This window comes from Streptomyces sp. NPDC021080 (genome assembly GCF_044333225.1).
Classification (GTDB): domain Bacteria; phylum Actinomycetota; class Actinomycetes; order Streptomycetales; family Streptomycetaceae; genus Streptomyces.
Genome location: NZ_JBIRQM010000004.1, coordinates 127,956 through 147,437, shown reverse-complemented (window position 1 = coordinate 147,437; position 19,482 = coordinate 127,956). Strand labels below are relative to the sequence as shown.

At 72.5% G+C, this 19,482-nt stretch carries 13 protein-coding genes and 1 pseudogene; 9 read left to right on the top strand and 5 right to left on the bottom strand.

Going from position 1 to position 19,482, the window contains the following annotated elements; all coding sequences use genetic code 11:
* The first annotated feature begins 70 nt into the window (after nt 1-70).
* Nucleotides 71-1,225 (top strand): tRNA dihydrouridine synthase DusB, encoded by a 1,155-nt coding sequence (gene dusB, locus ACH4S8_RS11385; protein ID WP_398392487.1) that lies wholly within the window; start codon nt 71-73, stop codon nt 1,223-1,225.
* Nucleotides 1,226-1,328: 103 nt separating this feature from the next.
* Here the strand turns inward: dusB and ACH4S8_RS11380 are convergent, their stop codons facing one another.
* Together ACH4S8_RS11380 and ACH4S8_RS11375 are read right to left on the bottom strand one after the other, a co-directional pair.
* Nucleotides 1,329-3,266, bottom strand: coding sequence for a glycogen debranching N-terminal domain-containing protein (locus tag ACH4S8_RS11380; protein WP_398392486.1), 1,938 nt, complete (start codon nt 3,264-3,266; stop codon nt 1,329-1,331).
* Nucleotides 3,263-4,894 (bottom strand): MGH1-like glycoside hydrolase domain-containing protein, encoded by a 1,632-nt coding sequence (locus tag ACH4S8_RS11375; protein WP_398392485.1) that lies wholly within the window; start codon nt 4,892-4,894, stop codon nt 3,263-3,265. Before ACH4S8_RS11375 ends, ACH4S8_RS11380 begins: the two co-directional genes overlap by 4 nt.
* A 119-nt stretch (nt 4,895-5,013) precedes the next feature.
* Here ACH4S8_RS11375 and ACH4S8_RS11370 point away from each other — a divergent pair, with 119 nt between their 5' ends.
* The 5 genes from ACH4S8_RS11370 to ACH4S8_RS11350 all read left to right on the top strand — a co-directional run bounded on the left by ACH4S8_RS11370 (nt 5,014) and on the right by ACH4S8_RS11350 (nt 13,091).
* The gene (locus ACH4S8_RS11370; RefSeq protein ID WP_398392484.1) at nt 5,014-6,240 is read left to right on the top strand and encodes an ROK family protein; all 1,227 of its coding nucleotides are present in this window, start codon (nt 5,014-5,016) and stop codon (nt 6,238-6,240) included.
* 572 nt (nt 6,241-6,812) lie between these two features.
* Nucleotides 6,813-9,554, top strand: coding sequence for a pyruvate, phosphate dikinase (gene ppdK, locus ACH4S8_RS11365; RefSeq protein ID WP_398392483.1), 2,742 nt, complete (start codon nt 6,813-6,815; stop codon nt 9,552-9,554).
* Nucleotides 9,555-9,789: 235 nt separating this feature from the next.
* On the top strand, nt 9,790-11,397 hold the full coding sequence (locus tag ACH4S8_RS11360; RefSeq protein ID WP_398392482.1) for a hypothetical protein: 1,608 nt from the start codon (nt 9,790-9,792) through the stop codon (nt 11,395-11,397).
* 203 nt (nt 11,398-11,600) lie between these two features.
* Nucleotides 11,601-12,128, top strand: a complete 528-nt coding sequence (locus tag ACH4S8_RS11355; protein WP_398392481.1) for a hypothetical protein — start codon at nt 11,601-11,603, stop codon at nt 12,126-12,128.
* 33 nt (nt 12,129-12,161) lie between these two features.
* The gene (locus tag ACH4S8_RS11350) at nt 12,162-13,091 is read left to right on the top strand and encodes an oxidoreductase (protein WP_398392480.1); all 930 of its coding nucleotides are present in this window, start codon (nt 12,162-12,164) and stop codon (nt 13,089-13,091) included.
* 83 nt (nt 13,092-13,174) lie between these two features.
* Here ACH4S8_RS11350 and nirD read toward each other — a convergent pair whose 3' ends face one another.
* From nirD to ACH4S8_RS11335, 3 genes and pseudogenes are all read right to left on the bottom strand, one after another.
* Entirely contained in the window at nt 13,175-13,537 is a 363-nt protein-coding gene (nirD, locus tag ACH4S8_RS11345; protein WP_398392479.1) for a nitrite reductase small subunit NirD, read from the bottom strand.
* Complete coding sequence (nirB, locus tag ACH4S8_RS11340; RefSeq protein ID WP_398392478.1) at nt 13,534-16,131, bottom strand: nitrite reductase large subunit NirB; 2,598 nt, start codon at nt 16,129-16,131, stop codon at nt 13,534-13,536. The genes nirD and nirB overlap by 4 nt, the downstream gene beginning before the upstream one ends.
* A pseudogene (locus ACH4S8_RS11335) lies at nt 16,131-16,259 on the bottom strand (NAD(P)/FAD-dependent oxidoreductase); the annotation flags it as partial. The gene nirB and the pseudogene ACH4S8_RS11335, both read right to left, overlap by 1 nt.
* Before the next feature lie 493 nt (nt 16,260-16,752).
* On the opposite strand from ACH4S8_RS11335, the gene ACH4S8_RS11330 reads away from it, so the two are divergent.
* The 3 genes from ACH4S8_RS11330 to ACH4S8_RS11320 are packed head-to-tail and all read left to right on the top strand — an operon-like array spanning nt 16,753 to nt 19,331.
* Complete coding sequence (locus tag ACH4S8_RS11330; protein ID WP_398392477.1) at nt 16,753-17,355, top strand: hypothetical protein; 603 nt, start codon at nt 16,753-16,755, stop codon at nt 17,353-17,355.
* 30 nt (nt 17,356-17,385) lie between these two features.
* The gene (locus ACH4S8_RS11325; RefSeq protein WP_398392476.1) at nt 17,386-18,663 is read left to right on the top strand and encodes a sensor histidine kinase; all 1,278 of its coding nucleotides are present in this window, start codon (nt 17,386-17,388) and stop codon (nt 18,661-18,663) included.
* 20 nt (nt 18,664-18,683) lie between these two features.
* Complete coding sequence (locus ACH4S8_RS11320) at nt 18,684-19,331, top strand: response regulator transcription factor (protein WP_398392475.1); 648 nt, start codon at nt 18,684-18,686, stop codon at nt 19,329-19,331.
* Nucleotides 19,332-19,482 lie beyond the last annotated feature (151 nt).

The window sequence follows — 19,482 nt, the reverse complement described above, 5'->3', positions numbered from 1 at the left end:
GTGTGTCTAACTAATGACCACTACACGATCTTTCGCGCGAGCACGCGGCGCCGTGCGCCACAATGGGGGAATGCCCACGCCCACGTCCACCGTGAACCCCACGCTCTCGATCGGCCCCCACACGGCGCAGCCGCCCGTCGTCCTGGCCCCCATGGCCGGGATCACGAACGCGCCGTTCCGCACGCTGTGCCGCGAGTTCAGCGGCGGCAAGGGGTTGTTCGTCAGCGAGATGATCACCACGCGGGCGCTGGTCGAGCGCAACGAGAAGACCATGCAGCTGATCCACTTCGACGCGACCGAGAAGCCGCGCTCGATCCAGCTCTACGGAGTCGACCCCGCCACCGTCGGCAAGGCCGTCCGCATGATCGCGGAAGAGGACCTGGCCGACCACATCGACCTCAACTTCGGCTGCCCGGTCCCCAAGGTCACCCGCAAGGGCGGCGGCTCCGCCCTCCCGTACAAGCGCCACCTGCTGCGCGCGATCCTGCGCGAGGCCGTCAGCGGCGCCGGGGACCTGCCCGTCACCATGAAGATGCGCAAGGGCATCGACGACGACCACATCACCTTCCTGGACGCGGGACGGATCGCGGTCGAGGAGGGTGTGACGGCCATCGCGCTGCACGGTCGGACCGCCGCCCAGCACTACGGCGGCACCGCCGACTGGGACGCCATCGCCCGGCTGAAGGAGCACGTGCCGGAGATCCCCGTCCTCGGCAACGGCGACATCTGGTCGGCGGACGACGCGCTCAGGATGGTGCGCGAGACCGGGTGCGACGGGGTCGTCGTCGGACGCGGCTGCCTCGGCCGGCCGTGGCTGTTCGGCGACCTGGTGGCCGCCTTCGAGGGCCGCCCCGACGACTACGCGCGGCCGACGCTGCGCGAGGTCGCCGCGGTCATGGTCCGCCACGCCACGCTCCTCGGGGAGTGGATCGGCGACGAGACGCGGGGCGTCATCGACTTCCGCAAGCACGTCGCCTGGTACCTCAAGGGCTTCTCGGTCGGCTCGGAGATGCGCAAGCGTCTCGCGATCACCTCGTCGCTGGCCGAACTCTCCGACGGGCTGGCCGAGCTGGACCAGGACCAGCCGTGGCCGGCGGGCGCCGACGGACCCCGCGGCCGTACCTCCGGCAACAACCGGGTCGTCCTGCCGGACGGCTGGCTGAAGGACCCCTACGACTGCGCGGGCGTGTCCGAGGACGCCGAGCTGGACACCTCCGGCGGCTGACCGGATGCCCGGTTGACCCGCCGGCCGTCCGGCACGCGCGCCGCCCGCGCGCGCACCGAACGGCCCGGGCGCCGCCCCCACGCCGCCCGGTTTCCCGGTGGTACTACGCCCCGCCCACCGCCGCGAGCAGGGCCAGCGGGGCCGCCGCCGAACGGGACTCCCGTACGCAGGCGTACGGATAGGGCACCGGCTGGGCATGGGTGTCCCGGCCGTAGCCCGCGATGACCTCGGGGAGCCGGTGACCCGCGGCCGTGGCCGCGTCCACGAGCCCGTGCGCCACCGTACGGGCCTCGTCGTGCAGTCCGTACCGCGCCAGCCCCAGGGTGATCAGGGCGTTGTCGTGGGGCCAGACGGAACCGCGGTGGTACGACAGCGGGTGGTACGCGGGCTGGCCGGAGGCGAGCGTGCGCACACCCCAGCCGGAGAAGAAGTCCGGTTCGAGGAGCCGGCGGCCGACCAGCTCGCCGTACTCCTTGTCCAGCAGGCCGGACCACAGCAGGTGACCCGCGTCCGAGGCGAGCGCGTCGACATGCCGGCCGTCGCCGTCGAGCGCCAGCGCGGGGAAGGCGTGTTCGCTCATCCAGAAGTCCCGCTGGAAACGGTCGCGCAGATCGGCGGCGGCCTGTTCGAGGAGTGCCGCGTAGACCTCGTCGCCCCAGACCGTGCGGGCGAGGTGGGCGGTGCGGCGCAGCGCGTCGTACGCGTATCCCTGCGCGCCCGCCGCCATCACCGGGCCGGTGGGGCGGCTGCCGTCGGCCGAACAGATGGCGCCCGGGGAATCCTTCCAGTTCTGGTTCGCGAGGCCGCCGCCGTCCGCGCGGTAGACGAGATAGCCGCGTGAGGTCAGCCCGCCGTGGTCCAGCATCCAGCCGACCGCCGCACGGGCGTTGGGCTCCAGCCTGCGGGCCAGGGCCACGTCGCCGGTCTGCTCGGTGTAGGCGCCGAGCAGCACCAGGAACAGCGGTGTCGCGTCCACCGAGCCGTAGTAACGCCCGTACGGAACCTGCCCGAAGTGGGCCAGCTCGCCGTGCCGCACCTCGTGCACGATCTTGCCGGGCTGGGCGACCGCGCCCACCCCCGACTCGACCGCCTGGGTGGCGGCCAGCGCGGGCAGCGTGGCGGCGGCGAGCCGGGGCCGGTAGGGCAGCGCGAAGAGCGAGGTGAGCAGCGCGTCCCGGCCCAGCAGGGTGAGGAACCAGGGGACCCCGGCCGCGGGAACCCGCAGTTCCTCGCCGTCCGGGCCCGTCGCCGGCACCTGGAGGACGGCCAGATCGGACAGGCCGCGCGCACAGGCCGCGGCCAGCTCGGGCCAGCCGGTCGGGAAGGGCACCCCCTGCGCGAACTCGTCCTCCAGGGCGAGGAGCCGCTCGCCCGCCGCGGCGGGCGAGGCGGGAACGTGCGGTTCGTGCGGGGAGCCGTGCGGACGCGCCGCGACGCGCAGCGCCAGCTCCGCCGAGCCGTGCGGTTCGAGGTCGAGGGTCCACACGAGGCGACGCGCACCCGTGCCCGTCTCCTCCACGCCGTCCGGCGCGGGCTCGGAGGTGACCGTCGTCCGCGACTGCCACTCCCCGCGCCGATAACTGAACTCCACGCCGTCGTCGAGGACCTGTCGCTGGCGTACGACGCCCGTCTTGGCGTACGTGCGGTGGTCGGAGCGCAGTTCGAACTGATCCGTGAAGTCGGCGTCCGCGGTGACCGCGATCCGGACCGTGGTGGCCGTCGGACGGTTGCTGGTGACGCGCAGCGCCTCCACGAACGAGCCCTCGGCGACGGCCTGTTCACGGAAGAGCGTGTAGGCGGGCGGTTCGTTGCGGCCGCCGCGCGGCACCAGCACGCAGCGTGCCGTGTCACCGGCCGCGACCGGTGTCAGCGCCTCGGGCACCGCGCCGTCCACCGTCAGCTGCCAGCGGCTGAGGTGCCGGGCGTCCCGTACGAACAACCCGTCCGGGGAGTTGCCGCCCCGCACTCCGCTGATGTCCCCGCCGTCGCCCACGGCGGCGAACGTCCCACCGTGCACGAGCAGATGATGCCGGTTCGTCATCCCCGGTCCCCTCCCTTGGCGTCCGTGCCGAACTCGAGTACGCGCTGTCCACCACCGCCGGTGCCGGCGCCGGTGCTGTGTGCCGTGTCGGTCAACGCGCCGTGCCCCCACGGGGACACGACCGGTTCCGCCGCGGAGGGCTCGTGCAGCAGATCGAGCGTCAGCGCCGCCGTCCAGCTGAAACCGAGCGCTCCGCAGGCCTCGCCGGTGAACGGGTCCACGTACTCCGCGAACCCGGAACTCCCGGCGGTCTCCAGCAGGGCGGTCCGCAGCGCGTCGGCCCGTCCCCGCTCCCCGTGCAGCCGCAGCCCGCGCTCCAGCAGCCAGTTGGTGTTGAACCAGGCGGGCCCGCGCCAGTAGCGGTGCGGATCGAAGGCCTCGCCGGTCAGGTCGTAACTGGGCGCGAGACGGGCCGCTCCGCCCAGCCCGAAGTGCGGCCCGCACGCGGTCCGTACGAGCGTGGCGGCGATGTCGCGCGGCAGCGCGGGCAGGATGAGCGGCAGCAGCCCGGCGACACTGCGCTCACGGATCAGCGCCCCACGCCCACCGCGCCCGTCGTTCCCGTTGCTCCCGCCGGTTTTGTCGCTCCGCTCGTCACGGCAGAAGAACAGGCCCTCCGCCGGGTCCCACAGCCGCTCCACCAGCGCCGCCGTCAGCCGCTCCGCGCGCGCGTGCCGGGCGGTCCCCGTCGCGCCCAGTTCCCGCGCGATCCGGGCCAGCGCGTGCTCCGAGGCGATCAGCAGGGCGTTGAACAGGGGGTCCTCGACGGCGAACGCGCCGCCGCCGTCGGCGTAACCCCGGTCGCGGTAGTCCGCGGCCAGCCGTACGTACCGCCCGTAGTCGAGATCCGTCGGGCGGTCCTCGGGGGCGCCGTGGTCGAGGTCGGCGCGCCGGAAGGAGCGGGCCGGCGCCGGGGTGACGCGGCTGAGCGGGGCGTCCCAGCAGGGGCTGTTGTCCATGCCCTGCTCCCAGGGATGGACCACGCTGGCGAGGCCGCCGCCGCCCAGGTCCCTGCGGTGCAGGAGATAGCGGTGCCAGGCCGCGAGGCGGGGATACATCCGGGAGAGGAACGAGCGGGCCCTGGACAGGCCCGGGTCCGCCCGGTGCACCAGCCACACCGCGAGCGCGTGCACCGGTGGCTGCACGATGCCCGACGTCTGTACCGTGCGCGGGGCGCCTGCCGCGCGCCCGGCGGTCGAGGAGCGCCAGAAGTCGGGGCTCGGGAAGTACGCGTCGAGCGGGACGGAGGGGTTGAACACGATGTGCGGGACACGCCCGTCGGCCCACTGCGCGCCGAGCAGGGTCTCCAGCTCGGTCTGCGCCCGCAGCGGGGACAGATGGCGCAGGCCGATCGCGACGAACGCCGAGTCCCAGGACCACTGGTGCGGATACAGGCCGCGCGAGGGCACCGTGGACGTTCCGGTCCAGTTGTCGTCCAGCACCCGGGAAGCCCTGAGGTGCAGCGATGCGGACGCCGCGCCCGGACTGTATACGGGTGGTCCGCTCCGGACGATCCCGTCCGCACCGGACGGGGCGGGCGGGCCGGAGGCGTGGGCGGGGGTGCCGACGGCGCTCAGGGGGGTGACGGGTCCCCTGTGCAGGGCGGTGAGCTGGGTTGTGCTGTCCACTCAGGTCTCCCCGAAGACGTCCGGTCGGCCGGTTCGGCAGTATCTGCCGTAGGGTTACGTCTATTTAACACGCAAAACTCAATATGTAATGCAGAGTTGGGGAACGCAAGAGGGTGCGCATGACGGAAAGGGCGGGGAGGACCGTGAAGACCGGGAACCAGGCAAGTGCCGGAGAACTGCTCGAACTGGTGCGCAGTGGCCGGGCCACCACGCGCGGCGCGCTCCAGCGGGCCACCGGTCTGTCGCGGGCCACGGTCGGCCAGCGCCTGGACCGGCTGTTCCGCGCGGGCTGGCTCCGCGAGGGCGCCGGCGGCCCCGTCGACTCGCCGCTGGGCGGACGCCCGTCCATCACCCTGGAGTTCGACGACGAGCACGCCGTCGTCCTCGCCGCCGATCTCGACACCCGGCACGGCCGGGCCGCCGTCCTCACCCTGACCGGCGAGATCCTCGCCGAGCACGCGGGTCCCCTGATCGTCGACGACGGCCCCGAGGCGGTCCTCGGCGAACTCGGACGCTGGTTCGCCGAGCTGGTCGCCAAGTCGGGCCGGAGCGCCGACGCCGTCTGCGGCATCGGGCTCGCGGTGCCGGGACCGGTCGACAGCGAGACCGGCCGTGTGGTCCAGCCGCCGATCATGCCGGGCTGGGACGGCTACGACATACGGGGCCGGCTGGGCCGTGCCTTCGCCGAGAACGCGGGCACCGGCGCCGCCCGCGTCCCCGTGCTCGTCGACAACGACGCCAACCTCATGGCGTACGGGGAGCAGCGCACCGGCTATCCCGACTGCTCGGCGTTCGCGCTGGTCAAGGTCTCCACCGGTATCGGCGCGGGCATGGTCGTCGGCGGCACCGTCTACCGGGGCGTCGACGGCGGCGCCGGCGACATCGGGCACATCCGGGTGGGCGCCGACGCGCTGTGCCGGTGCGGCTCCTACGGCTGCCTGGCCGCCGTCGCCAGTGGTGGCGCGGTGGCGCGCCGGCTCGCGGAGTCCGGGGTCCCGGCCGCGTCCGGCTCGGACGTGCGCGAGCTGCTGGCGGCCGGGCACCCCGAGGCGACGGCGCTCGCGCGGGAGGCGGGCCGGCGGGTCGGGGACGTCCTGGCCACCGTGGTGACCCTGCTCAACCCGGGCGTGCTGATGATCGCCGGGGATCTGGCCGGAACTCCCTTCCTCACGGGCGTCCGGGAGCTGCTGTACCAGCGGGCCCTGCCCCGCTCCACCGCTCATCTGGACGTGGTGACCTCCCGGCTCGGCGAGCGGGCCGGGCTCGTGGGCGCGGGGGCACTGGTCGTGGAGCACCTGTACGCGCCGGAGCGGGCCGAGGAGCGGCTGGCGGCCCTCGGGGTGTGACGGCCGGCTCGCGCGTTCCCGGGGCGGTCCGTTCCCGGGCCGCGCGTGCGGGTCCGGGGTTCGGGGTCCGGCATCCCCTCTCGTGCGGGATCCGGGAACGGCCCCTGGGAAGAGCCGAGGGCGCCGGGATACGGCATCCGGGTGAGACATCCGTGTGTCGTGCCCGTATCTCCGTGTGTCGTGCCCGGATCGCGGTCCGCATGATGAAATCTGGCTCCTCTTGGGGCGTGATTCTCGCCACCCTTGATAAGGGTCACGCTCAGATGAGCGGATCTTGGGCGGGTGCACTTTCCTAAGGGGTGGCACTCAGTGCCACCATCTGATCGTTCATCGATTAAACTCAGACGTGTTGAACCGTGCTCATGTGAGCGTCGAAGTCGGCCTGTCTGCGCTGATCCGTTCAAGAAGTGAAAACATCGGCACCCGATGACTTGCCAACCCTTGACTTTGGATCTGGTGGCGGACGACTGGTTACAGGCGCATGACGCGCAAGTGGACGTACCCAGACGCCTTCGATCTGGGTATGTTCCCCGTCGTCAGGGCAGCCACCGCGACGTCGAGGAGTCAGACTCGTGTCGGAAATCAAAGATCCCCACGTAGCCGGAAACGGCGTTGGCGGAGCGAAGTTCGTTTATGACTTCACCGAGGGCAACAGGGACCTCAAGGACCTGCTTGGCGGCAAGGGTGCCAACCTCGCCGAAATGACCAACCTGGGTCTTCCCGTCCCGCCCGGCTTCACCATCACCACCGAGGCGTGCAAGACCTACCTCGACAGTGGCGAGGAGCCGGCGGCACTGCGTGACGAGGTGAGTGCGCACCTCGACGCCCTCGAGACCAAGATGGGCAAGAAGCTCGGCCAGGCCGACGACCCCCTGCTCGTCTCCGTCCGTTCCGGCGCCAAGTTCTCCATGCCCGGCATGATGGACACCGTCCTGAACATCGGGCTCTCCGACAAGTCCGTCCTGGGCCTGTCCCGGCAGTCCGGCGACGACCGCTTCGCGTGGGACTCCTACCGCCGTCTCATCCAGATGTTCGGCAAGACGGTCCTCGGCGTCGACGGCGAACTCTTCGAGGAGGCGCTGGACGCGGCGAAGGCGCTCAAGAAGGTCACCGTCGACACGGACCTCGAGGCGGCCGACCTCAAGAAGCTCGTCACCAAGTTCAAGAAGATCGTCAAGACCGAGGCCGGCCGGGACTTCCCGCAGGACCCGCGCGAGCAGATGGACCTTGCCATCAAGGCGGTCTTCGACTCCTGGAACGGCGACCGCGCGAAGCTGTACCGCCGCCAGGAGCGCATCCCGCACGACCTCGGCACGGCCGTCAACATCTGTTCGATGGTCTTCGGCAACCTCGGCCCCGACTCCGGCACCGGCGTCGCCTTCACCCGCGACCCCGCTTCCGGCCACCAGGGCGTCTACGGCGACTACCTGCAGAACGCCCAGGGCGAGGACGTCGTCGCCGGCATCCGCAACACGGTCCCGCTCGCGGAGCTGGAGTCGATCGACAAGAAGTCGTACGACCAGCTCATGCAGATCATGGAGACCCTGGAGAACCACTACAAGGATCTCTGCGACATCGAGTTCACCATCGAGCGCGGCCAGCTGTGGATGCTGCAGACCCGTGTCGGCAAGCGCACGGCGGGCGCGGCCTTCCGCATCGCCACGCAGCTGGTGGACCAGGGCCTGATCGACGAGGCCGAGGCGCTCCAGCGGGTGACCGGCGCCCAGCTCGCGCAGCTGATGTTCCCGCGCTTCGACGAGGACGCGAAGGTCGAGCAGGTCGGCCGGGGCATCGCCGCCTCGCCCGGCGCCGCGGTCGGCAAGGCGGTCTTCGACTCGTACACCGCCGTGAAGTGGTCCCGTTCCGGCGAGAAGGTCATCCTCGTCCGCCGTGAGACCAACCCCGACGACCTCGACGGCATGATCGCGGCCGAGGGCATCCTGACCTCGCGCGGCGGCAAGACCTCCCACGCGGCCGTCGTCGCCCGCGGCATGGGCAAGACCTGTGTCTGCGGCGCCGAGGAGCTGGAGGTCGACACCAAGCGCCGCCGGATGACCGTGCCCGGCGGGCACGTCGTCGAGGAGGGCGACCTCATCTCGATCGACGGCTCCAGCGGCAAGGTCTACCTCGGTGAGGTCCCCGTCGTCCCGTCCCCGGTCGTCGAGTACTTCGAGGGCCGGATGCACGCCGGCGCCGACGACGCCGACGAGCTGGTCGAGGCCGTCCACCGGATCATGGCCTTCGCCGACCGCAAGCGCAGCCTGCGCGTACGCGCCAACGCCGACAACGCCGAGGACGCGCTGCGCGCCCGCCGCTTCGGCGCCCAGGGCATCGGTCTGTGCCGCACCGAGCACATGTTCCTCGGCGACCGGCGCGAGCTGGTCGAGCGGCTGATCCTCGCCGACACCGAGGAGGAGCGCGAGGAGTCCCTCCAGGCGCTGCTGCCGCTGCAGAAGAAGGACTTCGTGGAGCTGTTCTCCGCGATGGACGGCCTGCCCGTCACCGTCCGGCTGCTCGACCCGCCGCTGCACGAGTTCCTGCCCGACATCACCGAGCTGTCGGTACGGGTCGCCCTCGCCGAGTCCCGCCAGGAGCCGCACGAGAACGACCTGCGTCTGCTCCAGGCCGTGCACCGGCTGCACGAGCAGAACCCGATGCTGGGTCTGCGCGGCGTACGCCTGGGCCTGGTCATCCCCGGTCTGTTCACCATGCAGGTCCGCGCGATCGCCGAGGCGGCCGCCGAACGCAAGAACGCCAAGGGCGACCCGCGCGCGGAGATCATGATCCCGCTCGTCGGCACCGTCCAGGAGCTGGAGTTCGTCCGCGAGGAGGCCGACCAGGTCATCGCCGAGGTCGAGGCCGCCACCGGTACCGAGCTCAAGCTGTCGATCGGCACGATGATCGAGCTGCCGCGCGCCGCGGTGACCGCGGGCCAGATCGCCGAGGCCGCCGAGTTCTTCTCCTTCGGCACCAACGACCTGACCCAGACGGTGTGGGGCTTCTCCCGCGACGACGTGGAGGCCTCGTTCTTCACGGCGTACCTGGAGAAGGGCATCTTCGGCGTCAGCCCGTTCGAGACCATCGACAAGGACGGCGTCGGCGCGCTGGTCGCCGCCGCGGCGAAGGCGGGCCGCGAGACCCGTCCCGACATCAAGCTCGGCGTCTGCGGCGAGCACGGCGGCGACCCCGAGTCGGTCCACTTCTTCCACGAGGTCGGACTCGACTACGTCTCCTGCTCCCCGTTCCGCATCCCGGTCGCCCGTCTGGAAGCGGGCCGCGCGGCCTCCACCTCGAAGGGCAGCGACCACCGCTAGCCCCCGAGGCGACAAGACCCCGGAGCCGCCGTCCGTCCCCGACCCTCAAGACCGATGGGCGGCGGCTCCGGCCCACGAGAAAGGGCGACACCCTGTGCGGGGGTGCCGCCCTTTCGGGCATGGCGGCGCGGACATCCGAGCCCGGCCGGCCGCAACCATTTCCGCACCTCGCGGGTCACACCTGTGCAGCACGGCGGGCCGGGACCCTCCCGGCGCACGGGAAGGTCTGGGGCGGATGGCACGAAGATCATGGGCGCGCGCGGTCGCGACAGCGGCGGCGGGCGCGATGGCGCTGGTGGCGGGGGTGTTCGGCACGGGTCCGGCCCGCGCCGACGCGGCGGACGCCGCACGAGGGATGACGGTCCGGTTCGCCGAGCACGAGCTCTTCATCGGGACGGAGCCGCCGGTCGTGAACCTGTCCTACCGGTGGAAGGTGGCCGGCGGGGGCACGGCACATCACGTCCACCTGACCGTCGACCTGTCCGGAGTGGCCGACTTCGCCGAGCCGGCACCGTCGGAGCACTGCGACGGCAACCTCTGCACGCTGGACCTGGCGTCCGCCACCTCGGACTACCACGTCGTCACGCTGGTGCCGAAGCCCGGAGCGGCCGTCGGCGCCAGCGGCACCGTGACCGTCTCCGGCACGGCGTCGGACGCCACCGTGACCGGCGACCACCTCACCCTGACCAACGGCAAGACGCAGCTGAAGGTGAGCGCGACCGCCGACGAGTCGGACCATGTGCCGGGCGACATGCTGACCGTTCCGCTCGACGTGTGGAACACCGGCCAGCTCCCGGCGGCCAAGGGGGTGGAGCTGTGGATCGACACCACCGCCGGGCTGCACCTCCAGGGATCCTGGGCCAACTGCCGCGACGTGCCCGCGCGCGACCGCGGGCGGCACATCGTGCGTGAGACCCTGTGCGACTTCCCCACCCCGGTGGAGCCCGGCCGGCAGTACACGTTGTCGTCGCCCCTGCGCTTCAAGGTCGGCGACGAGGCCCTGCACGACGAGATCTTCTACGGATTCACCCCGCTGACCGGCGCCGCCCCGGCGAACGGCTCCGGGACCCCGCTGACCCTGGTCCCGAGTGGCGCGATGCCGTCCGACGGGAACCCCGACCCGTACTTCACCACCTACGTCAACAGCGTCAACCACGCCGACTTCGCCGTCACCGGGGACACCGTCACCGGGCGGCGCGGCGGTCACGCCACGCTGCACGCCACGGTGGTCGACCACGGGCCGGCGCTGGTGGAGGACCTCCTCGACGACGACGCCTCCCTCTCGGTCCGCGTCAAGCTGCCGCCGGGCACGAAGGCCACGAAGATCCCGGTCAACTGCCAGCCGACGCCCACGGACGACGGGTCGGACCCCGGCCCCCGGATGGGCCGGTCCTCCTACGAGTGCTACTTCTCCGACCCCGCCCCGGGAGACAGACACTCCCTGTCGTTCACCGTCGCCATCGGCCCCCGTACCCCGGCCGTCTCCACAGGCCTGATCCGCACGGTCGAGTTCTTCGAGGGGTTCGACCCCGACGCCTCCAACGACAGTGCGGCGCTGACCCTGCGGCTGGCGCAGGACGGCTCCGGGGGCGGCGGCACGGCCGGCGGGTCCGGCTCCGGCGGTACGCCCGGCGGGTCCGGCTCCGGCGGTACGCCCGGCGGGTCCGGCTCCGGCGGCGCGGCCGGAGCGTCCGGCTCCGTTTCGGGCGGCTCTTCCACAGGGTCCGGATCGCTGGCCGACACCGGATTCGGCGGCGGCCGGATCGGCTGGGCGGCCGGCGCGCTGTTGCTGGCCGGTGGTGCGGCCGTAGCGCTCTCCCGACGGTCCCGCGCCGGGAACTGACGCGTCGTCCGGGGGTCCGGAGGGGCCCCCGGACAGGTCAGGGACGGAAGCCTTCGGTGACGGTCGCGGCAGCAGCCGCGCCCGCGACGGCACGCTCTACGCCGACCCGATGCGGCCCGGCACCGGGATCGGGGCTGTGGTCCCCGAGGGCCGGAGCGCGCTCGGCTTCACATCGCCCGGACGTGTGTGCGACCCTCCGGGGCGTGAGTGGATCTTTCAAGGTGCACAGCGTGTTCGCGGCGGTGCTCGCCGTCGCCCTGCTGCTGTTCGTCGCGGTCACCTGGCTGCCCGGACCGTCACCGGTCGACGGCATCGGGTGGGCGGTGACGGTCATGGTCGGGGTCGTCGTCCTCGTGCCGGTGGCCATCGTCGTGCGCCTGCGGCTGAACGACGTGGAGGTCGAACTGTGGCCGGTCTTCCGGGAGGAGCTGCCCCGGCCCCTGCGCCGGGTGCTCCTCGGGCTGCTGCTGACGGCCGTCGCCTCGTTCGCCCTGTCGTTGGCCCACGGCGACCCCGACCTGTCGGGCCCGAAGGCGCACGGCGACCGGTACTGGGCCGAGTACGGCCGCAACCATCATTCCAGGGAAGTCGCGTTGACCAAGGCCGAGTACGAGGTGGCTGTCGAGGACTCGCAGCGTGACCTGCTCTCGTTCGCGAGCTGCGTCGCCTCCGTCGGCGCCTGTGTGGCGTTCACGGCCCGCGAGAGCTTCCGGGTGGACCGGCGGTCGTAGGCTGGGGCCCGGGCAGAGGCAAGGAGCGGGATCGTGGGTGGCTGGAGAGCGACGGACATACCCCGGCAGCGGGGGCGGGTCGCCGTCGTCACCGGGGCCAACAGCGGGCTGGGGCTCGTCACCGCGCGGGAGCTGGCGCGCCACGGTGCCCGGGTGGTGCTCGCCTGCCGCAGTGAGGATCGTGGCCGGGCGGCGGCCGACCGGATCGCCGCCGAAGTTCCGGGCGCCGAGGTGGAGTTCGGCCGTCTCGACCTCGGGGACCTCGCGTCCGTGCGGGAGTTCGCGGACCGCTTCCCGTACGACCGGCTCGATCTGCTCGTCAACAACGCCGGGGTGATGGCGCTGCCGTTCGCGACGACGGCCGACGGGTTCGAGACGCAGTTCGGGGTGAACCACCTCGGGCACTTCGCGCTCACCGGACTGCTGTTCCCGCTGATCGCGACGACCTCCGGCGCCCGGATCGTCACCGTGTCCAGCATGATGCACGCCCTCGCCGACATCGACCTCGACGACCTCGGCAGCGAGAAGGGGGCCTATCGCAAGTGGGTCGCCTACGGCCGGTCCAAGAGCGCCAACCTCCTGTTCACGCACGAGCTCGCGCGGCGGCTGTCCGCCACCGGGTCCGACGTCGTGGCGGCCGCGGCGCACCCCGGGTACGCCTCCACCAACCTGCAGACCGCCGGGCCCCGGCTGGAGGGGCGCAGGGGCGCCGAGCGGCTGATGGAGATCGGCAACCGGGTCCTCGGGCAGAGCGCCGAGGCCGGGGCCCTGCCGACGCTGTACGCGGCGACCGCCCCCGGCGTGCGGCCCGACACCTTCGTCGGACCGTCCTTCGCGATGTGGCGCGGCTCGCCCTCGACGTCCTGGCGGGCCGGCCGCACCCGTGACGACACCAGGGCGGAGCTGCTCTGGTCCGCCTCGGAGCGGCTGACGGGTGTTGTCTTCGAGGGACTCGAGGTCTGACGCCGCCGAGCGGCCGGGCCACCGAGCGGCCGGGCCGCCGGGCGCGCTGCCCGGACCGGCTCAGGTACCCGTACCGGACCGGCTCAGGCCGCCCGTACCTCGTACGTCGCCACCCGCACGTCCTCGTCGTCCAGGCACCGCCCGGACTCCAGGTCGAAGCGCTGCTTGAGCAGGGGAGAGGCCACGAACGGGCGGCCCCGGTGGGTGCCGGTCAGCCCGCGGGAGAGCACCGCGGCCCCGGTGAACGGATCACGGTTGTCGATGGCGTACGTCCGTCCCGCGCGGTCGGTGAACAGGGCGACCTGGCGGCCGTCCGGGAGGAGGGCGGCCACCCCCCGCCCCGGGGTCAGCAGGGACTGCTCGCAGACCGTGAACCAGTCTTCCTCCAGGCGGAGTTGGAGGGTGAGGGCCGTCGCCGGCCGGGTCGTCTCGGGTGCCAGGGTCATCGCTGGGCACTTCCTTCCAGGGGCCGGTGTCCGATGGTCAGCAGCGGCAGGTCGGGCTTGATCTGGTCGCGCTCCGGGACGAAGCCGACGACCGGGTCCGGGGTGTCGGGGGCGTTCACGAACGACACGAACCGGCCCAGCTTCTCCGGGTCGTTGATGGTCTCGGCCCACTCGTCCCGGTAGTTCGCGACATGCGCGGTCATCAGCGACTCCAGCTCCTCGCAGATGCCGAGGGAGTCCTCCACGACCACCTCGCGGACGTGGTCGAGGCCGCCGGGAATCCGCTCCAGCCAGGTCGAGGTGCGCTCCAGGCGGTCCGCGGTGCGGATGTAGAACATCAGGAAGCGGTCGATGAGCCGGACCAGTTCGGCGTCGCTCAGATCCTGGGCCAGCAGGTCCGCGTGGCGCGGGGTCGCGCCGCCGTTGCCGCCGACGTACAGGTTCCAGCCGTTGGAGGTGGCGATGATGCCGAAGTCCTTGGACTGGGCCTCCGCGCACTCGCGGGCACAGCCGGAGACCGCCGACTTCAGCTTGTGCGGGGAGCGAAGACCCCGGTAGCGCAGCTCCAGGTCGATCGCCATCCGGACCGAGTCCTGCACGCCGTAGCGGCACCAGGTCTGCCCGACGCAGGACTTCACCGTCCGCAGCGACTTGCCGTACGCATGCCCGGACTCGAAACCGGCGTCCACCAACCGGGCCCAGATCAACGGGAGTTGCTCCACCCGGGCGCCGAACAGGTCGATCCGCTGACCGCCGGTGATCTTCGTGTAGAGCCCGAAGTCCCGTGCCACCTCGCCGATCACGATGAGCTTCTCGGGAGTGATCTCGCCGCCGGGGATGCGCGGCACGATCGAGTACGAGCCGTTCTTCTGGAGGTTGGCGAGGAAGTGGTCGTTGGTGTCCTGGAGCGCGGCCTGTTCGCCGTCCAGGACGTAGCCGTCGGCGCCGATCGTCGGGGCGAGGGAGGCGATGATCGAACCGACGGCGGGCTTGCAGACCTCGCAGCCGTCGCCGCCCCGGGCGTCCTCGCGGCCGTACCGGTCCAGCAGCGCCCGGTACGAGGTGATCCTGAGCGCCAGGACGATCTCGTACAGCTCCTCGCGGGTCTGTCCGAAGCAGCCGCACAGGCCCTTGTCGACCTCGATGCCGCCCGCCTCCAGCTCGGCGGTGACCAGCTGGCCGAGCACCTTGACGCAACTCCCGCATCCCGTACCGGCCTTGGTGCACTTCTTGACCTCGGGCACGGTGGTGCAGGAGTGCTCGGTCACCGCGTCGCGGATCGTGCCCTTCGACACGTTGTGGCAGGAGCAGATGATCGCCTCGTCGGGGAGGGCCGAGGGGCCGAGCTGCACGGGGGCGCCCGCCCCCGCCGGCAGGACCAGCGACTCCGGCGAGACGGGCGGGACCGAGCCGGTGAACGCCCGCAGCGTGCCGTACGCCTCCGCGTCGCCGACCAGGATGCCGCCGAGCAGCGTGCCGTCCCGGCCGATGACCAGCTTCTTGTACAGGCCCGCGCGGGAGTCGGAGTAGACGACGTCCAGGCAGTCCGCGGTGGTGCCGTGGGCGTCGCCGAAGGAGGCCACGTCGACGCCCAGCAGCTTGAGCTTGGTGGACAGGTCCGCGCCCGTGAACGACTTCTCGTCCTCGGCGATGGTCGCCGCGGCCGTCTCCGCCTGCTCGTAGCCGGGTGCCACCAGGCCGTACACGCGGCCGTCCGCCGCCAGCGCGCACTCGCCGATCGCGAACACGTGAGGGTCACCGACCGTACGGCACTGCTCGTCGACGGTGATGCCGCCGCGCTCGCCGACCGTCAGGCCGCAGTCCCGGGCCAGTTGGTCGCGGGGGCGGACACCGGCGGAGAACACCACCAGATCGGCGGCGAGTTCGGAGCCGTCGGAGAGCTTCATCCCGGTGACCGCGCCGTCGTCGCCGACCACGATCTCCTGCGTGCCGACCCCCGTGTGGACGGACAGGCCCATCTCCTCGATCGTGCGCAGGAGCGCGGCGCCGCCGCCCTCGTCGACCTGCACCGGCATCAGCCGTGGCGCGAACTCCACGATGTGGCTGGTGAGTCCGAGTCCCTTGAGCGCGCCCGCGGCCTCCAGGCCCAGCAGGCCGCCGCCGACCACGGCTCCCGTCGTCGCCCGCGACTTCGCGTACTCCTCGATGGCGAGCAGGTCCTCGATCGTGCGGTAGACGAAACAGCCCTCGGCGTCCTTGCCGGGGACCGGCGGAACGAAGGGGAAGGAGCCGGTGGCCAGTACGAGCGTGTCGTAGCCGACGACGAGACCGGAACGGGCCGTGACCTCGCGCGCCGCACGGTCGATCGTCTCCGCCGGGTCGCCCAGGTGCAGCTTGATGCCGTGCGCGCGGATGAACTCCATGTCGGTCAGGGAGAGTTCCTCGGGAGTCTTCCCGGAGAAGTACGAGGTGAGGGCGACGCGGTCGTAGGCGGGGCGCGGCTCCTCGCACAGCACGACCACGCGGTGCGTGGCGGTCAGGCCGCGTTCGGCGAGCGCTTCGAGGAAGCGCTGGCCGACCATGCCGTGGCCGACGAGCACGATCGTGGGGGTGGCCCCCGGGGCGGCAGTCATCAGGAGCCTCCGTCGTTGGTGAGCAGGTGGAGCAGGGGGGTGCCGTCCGTGGGGAGCGGCTCCGCTCCCTCCCCGGCGCGGGCGGGCGCGCCGACGGTGCGGAGTCCGCCGACGAGAACTCCGCCGACCTCGGCGAGCGGCACCCGGTCGCAGAGCCGGTGCCCCTCCTCGCCGACGAACCGCGCGGGCCTGCCGGGCTCGCCGGGCCGCCGGGCGAGCCGGCCGCCCGCGGGGCCGGCGCCGATCACCACCACACGCGTATTCGAGGTCATGACCACACCGTGCGGTGCCGGTGTTACCCGGTGGCATCACACCTGTTTCCCGGGAGGAACGCTGCCCTCAGCGGGGGCGGGGCGGCGGTGTGAGGGCCGGTGGTGGGGTCAGCCGAACCCCCTGTCCACGTGCGGGCCCCATCGATCGGAGCGCTCCGGAACGGAATCCTTTCAAGGGCCGGACACCGTCCGGGGAGTCCGGACACCGGACCCGTCCGGGGTGAACCGGGCCCCGTTCGGGGGAGTCCGGCCGCCGGACCCGTCCGGGAAAGGCCGGACCCCGTTCGGAAAAGCCGGACCACGTCCGGGAAGACCCGGAGCCCACCCGTCCACGACCAGGGGACCCACGATGGCGACCACCCGCACACCCCAGCCCCAGTCCCAGCCGCAACCCGAGCCGCAACCCGAGCCGCAGTCCCAGCCGCACCCCCGGCCGGCGCGCGATCTCCGGCTTCGGCCCGCCCCCGTCCGCGACGAGGCCTCCGTCCGCGTATGGCGCATGGTCCGGGAGCCGTTCCGGGCGGACACCTGGCGGCGGGTCGCGTACGCGCTGCTGGCCCTGCCGGTCGGGTTGGTCTGCGTCCCCCTGTCGCTCGTGGGGGCTCCGACCGGACGGTGGCAGCGGGCCCTCGCCCACCGCCTCCTCGGCCTTCCCGGGAACCCCGGGCCGCCGGCGCCCGTGAGGGGCCTCGCCCACGCGCTCCTCGCGACGCCCCTCAACCTCCTCGTCCTGGCCGTCACCGGCTACGGCTGGAGCATCGTGCCGATGAACCTCGGCTGGCCCCTGCGCGCGGGCTCCGACTACGCAGACTCCTGGGGCGGGCCCACCTTCGCCGGAGCCTGGGCCTTCCACGCCCTCCTCGGCGGCATCGGCTTCCTGCTGCTCATGCCGTGGCTCGGCCGGGCCATGGCCGCCGTCCAGCTCCGCCTCGCGGCGACGCTCCTCTCCTAGGCCGGAGCCCATGAACCTAGGTTGGGGACCATGAACCGCCTCCGAGCCGTACTGGGCTTTTCCTTCGGGCGGCGAGCCCTGGCGGCCCTCCTCTACGCGCTGATCGCCTTCCCGCTCGCCCTGGCCGGGTTCGTCCTCACCCTCGCCGGCCTGCTGGTCGGGGGCGCGCTGTCCGTGACCACCCTCGGGCTGTGGCTGATCGCCGTCACCGTCCGCGGGGCACTCGCCCTCGGCCGGCTCCAACGCGTCCTCGCCCGGAGCCTGCTGGGGATGGAGATCGAGGAACCCGAGCACCGCCCGGGGGCCGGCGTGCTGGGCTGGCGGCGGGCGCTGCTCGCCGACCGCGGCGGCTGGCGCGCCGTCGCCTGCGCGCTGGCCGCGCCCTTCACCGCCGTCTTCGGCTACCTCGCCGTGGTGATCGGCTACGTCTGGGGCGTCCTGCTCACCCTCCACCCCGTCCTCGAACACTGGAACTACGAGACCGAGCGGGCGGGGGACGGCACGGAGCGCCGGGTGTCGCTGGGGTTCTGGGGGTACCAGGTCGACACCTGGCCGCGCTGGCTCATTCCGGTGGTCCTCGGACTGCTGCTCCTCGCGAGCGCCGCCTGGCTGCTGCGCCAGGCGCTCGCCCCGCACCGCTCCTGGATCGCCACGCTGCTCGGCCCCGACCCCGCCGACCGCCGGATCCGCACCCTGGAGGAGACCCGCGCCCAGGCCGTGGACGACGCCGCGGCGACGTTGCGCCGCATCGAACGCGACCTGCACGACGGCACCCAGGCGCGGCTCGTCGGCCTCGCGATGCACCTCACGATGATCAGGGAGCTGATCGGCGCCGGGGCCTCGGAGGAACGGCTCCTCGCCGTCGTCGACACCGCGCAGGGCAACGCCCGGCAGGCCATCGCCGACCTCCGCGGTCTCGTCAAGGGCATCCATCCGCCCGTACTGGACCAGGGCCTGGACACGGCACTGGCCACCCTCGCCGCCGACAGCGCGCTGCCCGTCGAGGTGAGCGCCGCCATCGAGGAGCGGCCGGTCCCGGCGGTGGAGTCGATCGCCTACTTCTGCGCCGCCGAACTCCTCGCCAACGCCACCAAGCACAGCGGGGCCACGCGGGCGGGCGTCACGGTGACCGCCCGGGACGGGCTCCTGCGGCTGAGCGTGCGGGACGACGGCCGCGGGGGAGCGGTGATCGGCGCGGGCTCGGGCCTGACCGGACTGCTGGCCCGGGTGCGGACCGTCGACGGCACGCTGGTCTGCGACAGCCCGCCCGGAGGGCCTACCGTGGTCACCGTCGAACTGCCCTGCTGACCCTGGCGAACGGGAGCCCCATGCGTGTCGTCATCGCCGAGGACTCGGCCCTGCTGCGGGACGGCCTGGCCCAGCTGCTCCAGCTGCGCGGCGTCGAGGTGGCAGCGGCCGTGGGCGACGCGGAGTCCCTGCTGGACCGGGTCGCCGAGCACCGGCCGGACGTGGCCGTCGTCGACATCCGGCTGCCGCCGACCCAGACCGACGAGGGCATCCGGGCGGCCGTGCGGCTGCGCGAGGAGCACCCCGGCACCGGCGTGCTGGTCTTCTCGCAGTACGTGGAGACGAAGTACGCCACCCGACTGCTCGGAAACCCGGCGGGATTCGGCTACCTCCTCAAGGAACGCGTGGTCGACATCGGCGAGTTCGTGGACGCCATGGAGCGGGTCGCCTCGGGCGGGACGGCCCTCGACCCCGAGGTCGTCTCCCAGCTGTTCGGCGCGAGCCGCCGCGTCCGTGCCCTCGACGCCCTCACACCGCGTGAGCGCGAGGTCCTCGCGCTGATGGCCGAGGGCCGTACCAACCACGCGATCGCCGCCGCCCTCACCGTCTCCGAGCGCGCCGTCGAGAAGCACATCGCCAACATCTTCCTGAAGCTCGACCTGCCCCCGTCGGACACGGGTCACCGGCGGGTCCTCGCGGTGCTGCGCTACCTGGACTCGGTGAACTGACCGGACGCCGGGCCCGGACCGGCGGACGGCCGGAGCACGGCCCCCGGCGACCGCGGCACGGTCCCGCTCCCGGGGCGGTCCGCGGCGCGAACCTCTGGAGTCGCTCAAGTCTCCCGGGGTCCGTGCACCGCACACTCATCCGTCCCTTAGG